Genomic DNA, 12827 nt, shown 5'->3' with positions numbered 1-12827 from the left:
TTAGTCCCAATTCGGGACCTTCTTGTGAAGGCCGCCATAGCGGCTCAATGGCGCTTGCGACAATCTTACCGGTGCTGTATTATTTACGTCATAAAAGCTGACCTATTTTGCGCTTTTCGCTCGCTTTTCCTGGCGATCCGGCGGTACAACGCAGGTCCTGTCCAACGGCGCCCTGCGCCGGCCGGACTGACAACAGAAACAAGACAACCCGCGGGGACGAACCGGCGCGGGAAGAACGGGCCGGAGGATAAAGCCGCATGGCCAAGCGGATGCTGAAGTTCGTCGAGCGCGGGCACCACATGCCCGAGAAACGCGAGGCTGCCCTGCGCGCGCAGGACTTCCAGGAGATCTATGACCGCTTCGACCCGGAGAGCGCCGCCGATCAGGCCGGCCGCTGCTCGCAGTGCGGCGTGCCCTTCTGCCAGGTCCATTGCCCGGTCCAGAACAACATCCCGGACTGGCTGATGCTGACCGCGGAGGGCCGCCTGGAGGAGGCCTACGAGGTCAGCCAGGCGACCAACAACTTCCCGGAGATCTGCGGCCGGATCTGCCCGCAGGACCGGCTCTGCGAAGGCAACTGCGTGATCGAGCAGTCCGGCCACGGCACGGTCACCATCGGCGCGGTTGAGACCTACATCACCGAGACCGCCTGGGCGGAGGGCTGGGTCAAGCCGGTCGCGCCGGCCCGGGAGCTGGAGCAATCGGTCGGCGTGATCGGTGCCGGCCCGGCCGGCCTGGCCTGCGCGGAGGAGCTGCGCCGGCGCGGCTACCAGGTCACGGTCTACGATCGCTACGACCGGGTCGGCGGCCTGCTGATCTACGGCATTCCCAACTTCAAGCTGGAGAAGCCGGTGGTCGAGCGCCGGGCCAGGCTGATCGGCGATTCCGGCGTCACCTACCGGCTCGACTTCGAGGTCGGCCGCGACGCCAGCCTCGAGGAGCTGCGCCAGCGCCACGACGCGGTGCTGATCGCGACCGGGGTCTACAAGGACCGCGACATCAAGCTGCCCGGAGTCGGTCTGAAGAACGTCATCCCGGCGCTCGACTACCTGACCGCTTCCAACCGCAAGGGGCTGGGCGACGCCGTGCCGGCCTTCGACGACGGCCGGCTGAACGCCGCGGGCAAGAAGGTGGTGGTCATCGGCGGCGGCGACACCGCCATGGACTGCGTGCGCACCGCCGTGCGCCAGGGCGCCGAATCGGTCAAGTGCCTCTACCGCCGCGACCGGGCCAACATGCCGGGCTCGCAACGCGAGGTGAAGCACGCCGAGGAGGAGGGCGTCGAGTTCGTCTGGCTGGCCGCGCCCGAAGCCTTCCTTGGCGACGATGCGGTGACCGCGGTGCGCGCCGCCAAGGTCCACCTGGGCGTCGCCGACGCGACCGGCCGCCAGACCCCGCAGGTCATCGAGGGCTCCAGCTTCACGGTCGAGGCCGACCTGGTGCTCAAGGCCCTGGGCTTCGACCCGGAGGACCTGCCGAAGCTCTTCGACGCGCCGGAGCTGCCGGTGACCCGCTGGGGCACGGTCGGCATCTCCTTCAAGACCATGATGACCGAGCTGGACGGCGTCTTCGCCGCCGGCGACATCGTGCGCGGCGCCTCCCTGGTGGTCTGGGCGATCCGCGACGGCCGCGATGCGGCCGCCTCGATTCATCGCTACTTGACCGCCAAGGCGGCCGGCGACGCGCGGGCGGCGGTGGCGGCGGAGTAGAAGCAGCCGCGCGGAAAGACGAAGCCGCCGCAACGTATCACCGGAGCGCCGCCGCGCCGACCGGGCTTGGATAGGGTGAGGTAGCATGCCGAAGATCATCGAGCGGAAGGATCCTGGTCCGACCTGGCAGGGCGAAGTGTCAAGGCTCGCCCGCGTCGGGCTCTACGACCCGGGCCAGGAGCGCGACGCCTGCGGTGTCGGCCTGGTCGCCTCGATCGACGGCAAGCCGCGGCGCGAGGTCGTCGAGGCGGGCATCAACGCCCTCAAGGCGGTCTGGCACCGCGGCGCCGTCGACGCTGACGGCAAGACCGGCGACGGCGCCGGCATCCATCTGCAGATCCCCCAGGACTTCTTCCGCGAGCACGTCGCGCGCAGCGGCTTCGAGCCGCATCCGGGTCGGATCGCGGTCGGCATGATCTTTCTGCCGCGGACCGACTACGCGGCGCAGGAACGCTGCCGGGTCATCGTCGAGCGCGAGATCCTGAACTTCGGCTACCGGATCTACGGCTGGCGCCAGGTGCCGATCAACGTCGACATCATCGGCGAGAAGGCCAACGCGACCCGGCCCGAGATCGAGCAGATCATCGTCGACAACGTCAAGCAGACCCCGGCCCGGCAGTTCGAAGTCGACCTCTACACCATCCGGCGCCGGATCGAGAAGGCGGCCGAGCGGGAATCTATCAAGGACTTCTACGTCTGCTCACTATCCTGCCGTTCGATCATCTACAAGGGTATGTTCCTGGCCGAGCAGCTGACCGCCTTCTACCCGGACCTGCTGGACGAGCGCTTCGTCTCCAACTTCGCGATCTTCCACCAGCGCTACTCGACCAATACCTTTCCGACCTGGTGGCTGGCCCAGCCCTTCCGGGTGCTCGCCCACAACGGCGAGATCAACACACTCAAAGGCAACGTCAACTGGATGAAGGCGCACGAGTGCCGCCTGGGCCACGAGGTCTTCGGCGACCGGATCGAGGACCTGAAGCCGGTGGTCCAGCCCGGATCCTCGGATTCCGCCGCCCTCGACGCCGTCTTCGAACTCATGGTGCGCGCGGCGCGCGACCTGCCCATGGTCAAGGCCATGCTGATCCCCGAGGCCTGGGAGCAGAACGGCAGCATCCCGCAGCCCCTGAAGGACCTCTACAGCTATTCCAACGCGGTCATGGAGCCTTGGGACGGCCCGGCGGCGATCTGCGGCTTCGGCGGGCGCTGGGCGGTGGCGGGGCTGGACCGCAACGGCCTCAGGCCACTGCGCTACACCATCACCGACGAGGGCCTGCTTTTCGCCGGCTCCGAGACCGGCATGGTCCGCCTGGACGAGACCCGCATCGTCGAGAAGGGCCGGGTCGGGCCGGGCCAGATGATCGCGGTCGACCTCGAGGAAGGCCGCTTCTATCACGATCACGAGATCAAGGATCACCTGGCCAAGCAGGCGCCCTACGGCAAGTGGGTCAAGGAGATCACCGTCATCGACGACCTGATCCGCCCCGACCACGGCGAGCCGGCGGTCCTGGAACGCGAGGAGCTGCGCCGCCGGCAGCTGACCTACGGCCTGACCATGGAGGACCTGGAGCTGATCCTCCATCCCATGGTTGAGGACGCCAAGGAGGCGATCGGCTCGATGGGCGACGACACCCCGCTGGCCGTGCTCTCAGGGCGCTACCGCGGGCTGCACCACTTCTTCCGGCAGGACTTCAGCCAGGTCACCAACCCGCCGATCGATTCGCTGCGCGAGCGCCGGGTCATGACCCTGAAGACCCGGCTCGGCAACCTCGGCAACATCCTCGAGGAGGACGAGAGCCAGTGCCGGCTGCTGCAGCTCGACTCGCCGGTGCTGACCAACGCCGAGTTCGGGGCGATGCGCGACTACCTGGGCGAGACCGCGGTCGAGATCGCCTGCAGCTTCGACCCGGCGGGCGGCGACTTCGCGCTCAAGGCCGGCCTCGACCGGATCCAGCAGGAGGCCGAGGACGCGGTGCGCGGCGGCGCCACCCACGTGATCATCAGCGACGACGACATCGGCCCGGGGCGAGCGCCGATCCCCATGATCCTGGCGACCGCCGCCGTCCATGTGCACCTGATGCAGGAGAAGCTGCGGACCTTCACCTCGATCAACGTCCGCGCCGGCGAGTGCCTGGACGTGCACTACTTCGCGGTGCTGATTGGGGTCGGCGCGACCACGGTCAACGCCTACCTCGCGCAGGAATCGATCGCCGACCGGCATCGCCGCGGCCTCTTCGGCGAGCTCTCGCTGGAGGACTGCGTCAACCGCTATGCCAAGGCGGTGGACGACGGCCTGCTCAAGGTCATGTCGAAGATGGGCATCTCGGTGCTGTCGTCCTATCGCGGCGGCTACAACTTCGAGGCCTTGGGCCTGTCGCGCACCATGGTCGACCAGTACTTCCCGGGCATGCAGAGCCGGATCTCAGGCATCGGCCTGCCCGGCCTGCAGCAGAAGGTGCTGGAGCTGCACGCCAAGGCCTGGACCGAGGGCGTGATCACTTTGCCGGTCGGCGGCTTCTACCGCTACCGGCGCGGCGGCGAGAGCCACGGCTGGGAGGCCGGCCTGATCCATACCCTGCAGGGTGCGGTCGCCAAGGACTCATATTCCAACTACAAGAAGTACGCTGCCGGCCTGCGCGCCCAGCCGCCGGTCAGCCTGCGCGACCTCCTGGACTTCAAGACCGACAAGGCGGAGCCGGCAGAGCTCGACGAGATCGAGCCGATCACGGCGATCCGCAAGCGCTTCGTCACCCCCGGCATGTCCCTGGGCGCGCTCAGCGCCGAGGCCCACGGCGTGCTCAACATCGCGATGAACCGGATCGGCGCCAAATCGGACTCCGGCGAGGGTGGCGAGGACCCGAAGCGCTTCAAGCCGCATCCCAACGGTGACAACGAGAACTCGGCGATCAAGCAGATCGCCTCCGGGCGCTTCGGCGTCACCGCCGAGTACCTGAACAACTGCCGGGAGATCGAGATCAAGGTCGCTCAGGGCGCCAAGCCGGGCGAGGGCGGTCAGCTGCCCGGCTTCAAGGTCACCGAGATGATCGCCAAGCTGCGCCACTCGACGCCGGGGGTGATGCTGATCTCGCCGCCGCCGCACCACGACATCTACTCGATCGAGGACCTGGCTCAGCTGATCTACGACCTGAAGCAGATCAATGCCAAGGCCCAGGTCTGCGTGAAGCTGGTCGCCCGCTCGGGCATCGGCACCATCGCCGCCGGCGTCGCCAAGGCCAAGGCGGACGTGATCCTGGTCTCCGGGCATTCCGGCGGCACCGGCGCCAGCCCGCAGACCTCGATCAAATTCGCCGGCGTGCCCTGGGAGATGGGCCTGGCCGAGGTCCACCAGGTGCTGACCCTGAACCGCTTGCGCCACCGGGTGCGGCTGCGCACCGACGGCGGCATCAAGACCGGCCGCGACGTCGTCATCGCCGCCATGCTGGGCGCCGAGGAGTATGGCGTCGGCACCGCCTCGCTGGTCGCCATGGGCTGCATCATGGTCCGCCAGTGCCACTCCAACACCTGCCCGGTCGGGGTCTGCACACAGGACCCGGCGCTGCGCCGGAAGTTCACCGGCACGGCCGAGAAGGTGGTCAACCTCTTCTCCTTCATGGCCGAGGAGGTGCGCGAGATCCTGGCCGCGCTGGGCGCGCGCAGCCTCGACGAGGTGATCGGCCGCACCGACCTGCTGCGCCAGGTCAGCCGCGGTGCCGAGCACCTCGACGACCTCGACCTCAACCCGATCCTGGCCAAGGCCGATCCCGGCGACAATCCGGTGTTCTGCACGGTGAAGGGCCGCAACGAGGTGGTCGACACGCTCGATGCCCAGATGATCCAGGACGCCCAGGCGCTCTTCGACGTCGGCGAGAAGATGCAGCTGCAGTACAACATCCGGAACACCTACCGCGCGATCGGCACCCGCCTGTCGTCTGAGATCACCCGCAAGTTTGGCATGGCCGGTCTCAACCCCGGCCACGTCACGGTCCGGCTGCGCGGCTCGGCCGGGCAGTCGCTGGGCGCCTTCGCGGTCCAGGGCCTGAAGCTGGAAGTCTTCGGCGACGCCAACGACTACGTCGGCAAGGGCCTGTCGGGCGGCACCATCGTGGTCCGACCCTTCATCGCCAGCCCGCTGCAGAGCCAGGACAACGTGATCATCGGCAACACCGTGCTCTACGGCGCCACCGCCGGGCAGCTCTTCGCCGCCGGCCAGGCCGGCGAGCGCTTCGCGGTGCGCAACTCGGGCGCCGAGACCGTGGTCGAGGGCTGCGGCTCCAACGGCTGCGAGTACATGACCGGCGGCACCGCGGTGATCCTCGGCGTGGTCGGCTCGAACTTCGCGGCCGGTATGACCGGCGGCATGGCCTTTGTCTACGATCCGGAGGATCTGCTGCCCGGCCGCATCAATCCGGACTCGGTGGTCCACCAGCGGATCGAGACCGACTATTGGGAGGAGCTGGTCAAGGACCTGCTCGCCCGGCACGTCCAGGAGACCCAGTCCCGCTACGCCGAGCGCCTGCTGGTCGACTGGGAGCTGGAGCGCGCCATGTTCTGGCAGATCGTGCCCAGGGAGATGATCGAGCGCCTCGAGCACCCGACGACCCGCGACGCCGAAGCCAAGAAGCGCGCCTAGGCGGGGCTTTCGGACGGCAACGCCTTCCTCTGTCATTGCCGGGCTTGACCCGGCAATCCAGGGTCCCGACTATCCGAGACCGGCAATGCTGGATGCCCGGGTCAAGCCCGGGCATCACAGTCGTATCGGGAAGATCACTATTTGGTTGGGCAAGAGCGTTGAAGCTGCGTCGGGCGGATGCCGCGGACCTCGACTTCATTCTGGCGCAGGAGAGCCGGCAGGAGTTCGCCGACTACATCTACAGCTGGCCGCGCGCGCAGCACCTGGCCGCGCTCGAGGACCCGGACTATCGCTACCTGGTGGCGGAGCAGAAGGACGGCGTGCAGGGCTTCGCCATGCTCTGCGGCTTGACCTCCGCCGAGCGGACCATCGAGTTGAAACGCATCGCGGTTGCGACCCCGGGCCGCGGGCTGGGTAGATCGATCCTGCGCGGCGTGATCCGCCAAGTCTTCGAGGAGCTTCGGGCCGAAAGGCTCTGGCTGGACGTCTTCGCCGACAACCCGCGAGCCCGGGCCGCCTACCGCGCCGTCGGCTTCGTCGAGGACGGCGTTGAACACGTGTCCGAACTTCGCGATGTACCCTTGATCGTTATGTCGATTTCTCGGCATGAAGGTACGACGGCGACCCGTTAAATCTCCTTTCCTTCAGCCCTGCGCATGGCGATAGTCTGGTGGGTCACACGCACGGGCTGACATGCTGACGCTCTACCACCTCTGGCTCGATCCCGCCTGCCGCAAGATCCGCATCCTGCTCGGCGAGAAGGGCCTCGCCTTCGAGATGCGGGTCGAGAAGATCTGGGAACGCCGGGAATCCTTCCTGCGCCTGAACCCGGCCGGCGAGGTACCGGTGTTGCAAGCCGATGACGGGGTGGTCCTGGCCGACGGCTGGGTGATCACCGAGTACCTGGAGGAGGTCCATCCCGAGCCGCCCCTGCTGCCGCGCGACCCGGTCGAACGTGCCGAGACCCGGCGCCTGGCGCAGTGGTTCGACGTCAAGTTCGCCCGCGAGGTGACCGCCAACCTGGTCGACGAGAAACTGATGAAGTCCTTCCTCGGCCTCGGCAACCCGGACCCGGCGCGGATCCGCGCCGGCCTGCACAACATCCGCTATCACCTGGACTACATCGCCTGGCTCTGCGACCGGCGGCGCTGGCTGGGCGGCGACGATTTCTCGCTGGCCGACATCGCGGCGGCGGCGCACCTCTCCGCGGTCGACTACCTCGGCGACGTACCTTGGGACAAGCACGAGGGCGCCAAGGACTGGTATGCTCGGGTCAAGTCGCGGCCCGCGGTCCAGCCCCTGCTCGAGGACTACATCGCCGGCCGCCCGCCGCCGGCCCACTACGCCGATCTGGATTTCTGAGGACGGGCCGTCGCTCCGCGGGCTACTCCGGTTCGGCCCGGATGGGCCGGCCGAGGGTCGGCTGTCCCGGAAGCTCCGGCTCGGCCGCCGGAGCCGCCGGCTCGGGCGACGGAACCGAGGTGATCAGCGGCGTCGGCCGATCCTCCGAGGTGTTGAGCTTGCGCGGCAGCGGCTCGTCGGTCGTGTTGCCGGCGTTGGGGTCGACGTCGAGCAGCTCCAGGTTGACCCGGGCCGCGTCGGCCGCCGGGGTGCTGGAGCCCAGATCCAGCACCTTTATCCAGTCCTGCCGGGCGCCGTTGCGGTCGCCCTGAAGGCGCTTGAGAATTCCGCGCTCCAGATAGGCTTCCGGCATGTTGGGGTCCAGCCGGATGGCGGACTGGATGTCGCGCAGGGCGGCGTCCGTCGAATCGAGGAAGCGATGAACCGTGGCCCGGTAGACGAGGACGTCGGCCCGCTGGGGCGACAGTTCGTAGGCACGGTCGAGATCGAGCAGCGCGGAGCGGTAGTTCTTTGCCGACGCCAGGACGATGGAGCGGTCGATCAGGAGTTCCAGGTTGTCCGGCGCCAGCTTCAGGGCCATGGTCTGGGCCGCGAAGGCCCGCTCCTGATTTTCGGCCAGCATCCAGGCCTGGGCCGCCTGGGCCAGCGCTTCGACCCGCAGGTCCTGCTTCTCCGTCTTTATGGTCTGGGCCAGCTCTTCCAGGCGGCGTCCGGCCTCTTCGAAGTGGCCGAGCTGGATCAGCGCCACCGCGACGCAGTGCCGGGCCGGATCGCTGCCGCCCTGCGAGACCCAGATCGAGGCCTGCTCGTAGGCGGCCGCAGGGTCCTCCTCCGCCAGGAGGATGCAGCTGCGATAGGCTCTGGCCTCGGCTTCGTCGTCGGCGCGCGCAGCGGCGGCGCTCAGCAGCAGCAGCGATCCGAGGAACAGGGCCTGGATCCCGGTCAGTATCGGGCGACAGCGCTGGCGCTTGTTCGGGCGCATGCCGGCTCCTAAAGTCGCAGCCCCGGTCGGCGTGGCTCGGCGCGCGACCCGAGCTCGGAGCGTCAAGACGCAAGATGAACCAGCGGCTATTCTGCTTCGGACACGGCTTCAGCGCCAGCGTTTTGGCCGCGCGCCTCTCGGCACGGGGCTGGGCCGTCGCCGGGACCACGCGCAGCTCCGAGAAGCTGGCGGCGCTCGCCGCCGAGGGGATCGAGGCCTTTCTCTTCGACCGCGACCGGCCGCTCGACGACCCGGCCGCTGCGCTCGCCGGCGCGACCCACATTCTGATCTCGGCGCCGCCGGACGCCCAGGGGGATCCCGTTCTCGACCGGCACGCCACCGACATTCTCGCCTGCGGCAGCATCGAATGGCTCGGCTATCTCTCGACCACAGGCGTTTACGGCGACCGCGGCGGCGGCTGGGTCGACGAGGACTCGGCGCTGGAGCCGACCGGACCGCGCGGCGCGCGGCGGCTGGCCGCGGAACGGGGCTGGCTGGCGCTCTGGCGGGACCACGGCCTGCCGGTCCAGCTCTTCCGCCTGGCCGGGATCTATGGGCCGGGCCGCAACGCGTTGGAGACCGTGCGGCACGGCCGGGCCCAGCGGATCGACAAGCCGGGCCAGGTCTTCAGCCGGATCCACGTCGAGGACATCGCGACGGTGCTGGAGGCCTCGATCGCTCGGCCGGATCCCGGGCGCGCCTACAACCTCTGCGACGACGATCCAGCGCCGCCCGAGGCGGTCATCGCCCACGCCTGCGCGCTGCTGGGCGTCGAGCCGCCGCCGCTGGTGCCCTTCGAGGCGGCCGAGCTCTCCGACATGGCGCGCAGCTTCTACCGCGACAACAAGCGGGTCTCCAACGCCAGGATCAAGGCCGAGCTCGGCGTCACCCTGGCCTATCCCGACTACAGGACCGGGCTCAAGGCCCTCCTCGCCGGCACTTGAACTCGGCCCTTGGCGCAGGCTACCGCGATCCAAAGGCCTCCTGCCGCAAGGCTGCAGCAATTTCGGGCGAGCCGGCCTCTTCGAACAGCGCGATGGCCTCCCGCCAACAGGCCTCGGCATCTTCAAGCTTGCCCGCCGCCTCCCGGATGTCGCCGATCTCGGCCAGGCAGGCAGCGGCATCGTACGGACCGCCGTGCTCGCGGTAGAGCGCCAGGGCGCTCTGGAACCCTGAAAGCGCCTCATCGAACTCGCAGCGGCCGAGGGCAGCGGTCGCAAGTCTCGACGTCAGCCAGGCGACGTCGCGGTGCGCGTCCATCGCCTGTCGAAGGCCGAGCGCCTCCGTCAAGTGCCGTTCAGCGCCGTCGAAGTCCTCGTAGTCCAAGGCCGCGCAACCCAGCGTGTCGAGAGCGTCGGCCAGGCCGTCATGGTCTCCGAGCTCCCTGTAGATCTCAACAGCGCCGCCAGCGTGTTCCGCGACTTCGCGCGGGCGGTCGCGTCGGTTGGCGATGTCACAGAGGTCGAGCAGGCAGTTGGCCATGTCTTTGCGCCGACCTAGAGTCGAGAAGACGGACAGCGCCCGTTTGCTGTAAGCCTCCGCCGCGGCCATATCGCCCTGCCTGAAGGAGATGTCGCCGAGAGCCGCCGAGGCCCTCGCCACTTCCAGCTTGTTTTCCTGTTCCTGCGCGAGATCGAGCACCTGCCGATAAAGCTCCGCAGAGCCGTCCAAATCGTCGCGGATCTCGGCCAGGTGTCCGAGCCGCTCCAGGCTCGTCAGCACGTCCTCCCGATCGTCCCGGCTTTGGTCGAGCGCCAGGGCGCGCCGGTAGTAGCGCTCCGCCTCGTCCCAGGCTTCGCGATCTCTGGCGGTGTCGCCGCAGCGTCTCAGGAGCATGCTCACCTGCTCCTGGTCCTCGAGGCCCTCGGCGATGCGCAGCGCCCTGTCGAAGCAGGAGGCGGCCTCGTCCAGGTCGTCTCGATCGCGCGCAAGGTCTCCCAGATGGCTGAGCGCGAGGGCCTCGTCTTCCCCGGCGCCTTTTTCCCGGGCGAGGGCGGCATAGGTTTCGTAGGCTGACTTCGCCTCCGCAGTCTGCTCGGCGTCCTCGTGGAGATGGCCGAGCTGGTGCCAGGCCTCCAGGTTTTTTGGCGCCAGTCGAATCGCCTCGCCGTAGGCCGCAATGGCCTTGCGGTCCTCGTCACGCCGCGCCCAGCTTATCGCTATGGAATGCCAGGTGGTCGCTGTCTCCCTGCGAAAGCGCGCCTCGGACGCCAGCTCGCTTGGCGATGCTTGACGAAGCAGGTCTTCGGCCTCTTCGAGGCGGTCGTGCCTGGCGGCCTGGCGCGCACGATTCACGCGCTCGATCCAACGATCGCCTCTCCTTCGGCCGAAGAGGCGAAGGGTCAGGTCCACGGCTCCAGTGAAAAGGTCTCGCAGACGGCGCGTTGGCATGGTTCGAAGGACGAGGGGGTCTCCGCTTGCCGCCGGGATGGGAACCCCCGCGGCCGACCGCGGACTTTAGGCGATATTTGCTAAGGTATTGTGGCCAAGGCGCCGCTAGGCTCGTCGCCGCGCCGTTTGGTCCGAAGGGAGGGGCCCCAATGCTGACACCCGAGGAGATCGCCGCCTACCGGCGCGATGGGATCCTGGTCCCGCGCTACCGCTTGCCTCAGGCGCGGCTGGCCGCACTTCGGGCCGCGGTCGACGCGGTCATCGCGGCCAATCCTGACACCCGGCCCGAGAAGCTGGTCAGCGCCCATATCGCCGCGGGCGGCCCCGAGGGGGTCAAGGGCCACGACGCCTTCATGGACCTGGCCCGGGAACCCGCGATCCTGGACATGGTCGAGCAGCTGATCGGCCCGGACATCATCCTCTGGGGGGGCCATCTCTTCTGCAAGCCGGCCGGCGACGGTCAGGCCGTGCCCTGGCACCAGGACGGCCACTACTGGCCGATCCGGCCGCTGGCGACCGTGTCGGTCTGGGTGGCGCTGGACGATTCGACGCCGGAGAACGGCTGCCTGCGGGTGATTCCAGGCAGCCACGCCGAGCGGCGGCACTTTCCGCACGAGCAGGTGGACGGGAGCAACCTCGCCCTGGACCGTGCCCTGGCGCCGGGCAGCTTCGAGGAGTCCGCGGCCCGGGACGTGGTGCTGGAAGCCGGGCAGATGTCGCTGCACGACGTCTACCTGCTGCATGGCTCTGAGGCCAACCGCTCGCCGCGGCGCCGGGCCGGGATCGCCCTGCGCTATATGCCGGCGACCTCGCTCTTCGACCGCGAGATGGCGACGCCGAACACGACGCCGGGCCTCAAGACCGCCTTCGCGGTCCGGCCGATCTGGCTGCTGCGCGGCGAAGACCGGGCCGGCAACGACCTCCAGGTCGGCCACGCCTGAGTGCCCGGAGTCAGCCGCCGTCCAGCTGATCGAGCAGGCGATCCAAGGTCGCCTCGAGGCGCCGCAGGTCGGCGGGGTCCGACAGCCGGTGGTCGCCGTCCTTGACCAGGGTGACCTCGACGTCGCGGGACTCCAGCGCCTCGGCCAGGCGCAGGGCGGTCTCCCAGGGCACGTCGGGGTCCTGCATGCCCTGCAGCAGGCGGATGGGGCAGGTCAGCGGGATCGGGCCGCGCAGCAGCAGATGCCGGCGGCCCTCCTCGATCAGGCGCTTAGTCAAGGGGTAAGGGGTTTCGGCGTAGTCTGAGGGCGCGTAGTAGACACCTTTGGATTCGATCTCGGCCTTGATCTCCTCCGGGAAGCGCTGCCACATCAGGTCCTCGGTGAAGTCCGGCGCCGCCGCGATTCCGAGCAGCGCCGCGACCCGCCCCGGCCGGGCCAGCGCCGCCAGCAGCATGATCCAGCCGCCCATGGAGGAGCCGACCAGGACCTGCGGACCCTCGGTCAGCTCGTCGATCGCCGCGATTGAATCCTCCGCCCAGCGGCCGATGGTGCCGTCCTCGAAGAGGCCGGAAGACCCGCCGTGGCCTTGATAGTCGAAACGCAGGAAGGCCTGGCCCCGCCTGCGGGCATAGGCCTCCAGGGCCAAAGCCTTGGTGCCGGTCATGTCCGATACGAAACCGCCCAGGAAGATGATCCCGGGTGCGCGACCGGCCGTCCTGTGGTAGGCAAGGGACTCGTCTTGCGGGCGGGCGAGGCGGTCTGGGGGCGGTTGTACGAACGACACGTCACGGGTATCCGGGGTTAAGACGCAA

At 68.6% G+C, this 12827-nt stretch carries 9 protein-coding genes; 6 read left to right on the top strand and 3 right to left on the bottom strand.

Annotation, left to right across the window (positions count from 1 at the left end):
* The first annotated feature begins 257 nt into the window (after positions 1-257).
* The 4 genes from QNJ30_11310 to QNJ30_11295 all read left to right on the top strand — a co-directional run bounded on the left by QNJ30_11310 (position 258) and on the right by QNJ30_11295 (position 7701).
* Positions 258-1709, top strand: coding sequence for an NAD(P)-dependent oxidoreductase (locus tag QNJ30_11310; protein ID MDJ0944048.1), 1452 nt, complete (start codon positions 258-260; stop codon positions 1707-1709).
* An 85-nt stretch (positions 1710-1794) separates the two neighbouring features.
* Positions 1795-6339 carry a glutamate synthase large subunit gene (gene gltB, locus QNJ30_11305; GenBank protein MDJ0944047.1) on the top strand — a complete coding sequence of 1515 codons (4545 nt, stop codon included), beginning with the start codon at positions 1795-1797 and terminating at the stop codon, positions 6337-6339.
* Between the two features lie 158 nt (positions 6340-6497).
* On the top strand, positions 6498-6971 hold the full coding sequence (locus QNJ30_11300; GenBank protein MDJ0944046.1) for a GNAT family N-acetyltransferase: 474 nt from the start codon (positions 6498-6500) through the stop codon (positions 6969-6971).
* A 61-nt stretch (positions 6972-7032) separates the two neighbouring features.
* Positions 7033-7701, top strand: a complete 669-nt coding sequence (locus QNJ30_11295; GenBank protein ID MDJ0944045.1) for a glutathione S-transferase family protein — start codon at positions 7033-7035, stop codon at positions 7699-7701.
* 22 nt (positions 7702-7723) lie between these two features.
* Here QNJ30_11295 and QNJ30_11290 read toward each other — a convergent pair whose 3' ends face one another.
* Positions 7724-8683, bottom strand: coding sequence for a hypothetical protein (locus tag QNJ30_11290; protein ID MDJ0944044.1), 960 nt, complete (start codon positions 8681-8683; stop codon positions 7724-7726).
* A 74-nt stretch (positions 8684-8757) separates the two neighbouring features.
* On the opposite strand from QNJ30_11290, the gene QNJ30_11285 reads away from it, so the two are divergent.
* On the top strand, positions 8758-9627 hold the full coding sequence (locus QNJ30_11285) for an SDR family oxidoreductase (GenBank protein MDJ0944043.1): 870 nt from the start codon (positions 8758-8760) through the stop codon (positions 9625-9627).
* A gap of 19 nt (positions 9628-9646) precedes the next feature.
* Here the strand turns inward: QNJ30_11285 and QNJ30_11280 are convergent, their stop codons facing one another.
* The gene (locus QNJ30_11280) at positions 9647-10978 is read right to left on the bottom strand and encodes a tetratricopeptide repeat protein (protein ID MDJ0944042.1); all 1332 of its coding nucleotides are present in this window, start codon (positions 10976-10978) and stop codon (positions 9647-9649) included.
* A 245-nt stretch (positions 10979-11223) separates the two neighbouring features.
* Between QNJ30_11280 and QNJ30_11275 the strand changes: the two genes are divergently transcribed.
* Positions 11224-12015 carry a phytanoyl-CoA dioxygenase family protein gene (locus QNJ30_11275; GenBank protein ID MDJ0944041.1) on the top strand — a complete coding sequence of 264 codons (792 nt, stop codon included), beginning with the start codon at positions 11224-11226 and terminating at the stop codon, positions 12013-12015.
* A 10-nt stretch (positions 12016-12025) separates the two neighbouring features.
* Here QNJ30_11275 and QNJ30_11270 read toward each other — a convergent pair whose 3' ends face one another.
* On the bottom strand, positions 12026-12799 hold the full coding sequence (locus tag QNJ30_11270) for an alpha/beta hydrolase (GenBank protein ID MDJ0944040.1): 774 nt from the start codon (positions 12797-12799) through the stop codon (positions 12026-12028).
* Positions 12800-12827 lie beyond the last annotated feature (28 nt).

Source organism: Kiloniellales bacterium (assembly GCA_030066685.1).
GTDB lineage: Bacteria > Pseudomonadota > Alphaproteobacteria > Kiloniellales > JAKSBE01 > JAKSBE01.
Note: the sequence above shows the minus strand (reverse complement) of the source record. Positions and strands in the feature narration are given on the sequence as shown.

Excerpts from the sequence above, each read along its gene's own strand:
- QNJ30_11310 (MDJ0944048.1), top strand. The coding sequence starts at position 258 with ATGGCCAAGCGGATGCTGAAGTTCGTCGAGCGCGGGCACCACATGCCC.
- gltB (MDJ0944047.1), top strand. The coding sequence starts at position 1,795 with ATGCCGAAGATCATCGAGCGGAAGGATCCTGGTCCGACCTGGCAGGGC.
- QNJ30_11295 (MDJ0944045.1), top strand. The coding sequence starts at position 7,033 with ATGCTGACGCTCTACCACCTCTGGCTCGATCCCGCCTGCCGCAAGATC.
- QNJ30_11290 (MDJ0944044.1), bottom strand. The coding sequence starts at position 8,683 with ATGCGCCCGAACAAGCGCCAGCGCTGTCGCCCGATACTGACCGGGATC.
- QNJ30_11285 (MDJ0944043.1), top strand. The coding sequence starts at position 8,758 with ATGAACCAGCGGCTATTCTGCTTCGGACACGGCTTCAGCGCCAGCGTT.
- QNJ30_11275 (MDJ0944041.1), top strand. The coding sequence starts at position 11,224 with ATGCTGACACCCGAGGAGATCGCCGCCTACCGGCGCGATGGGATCCTG.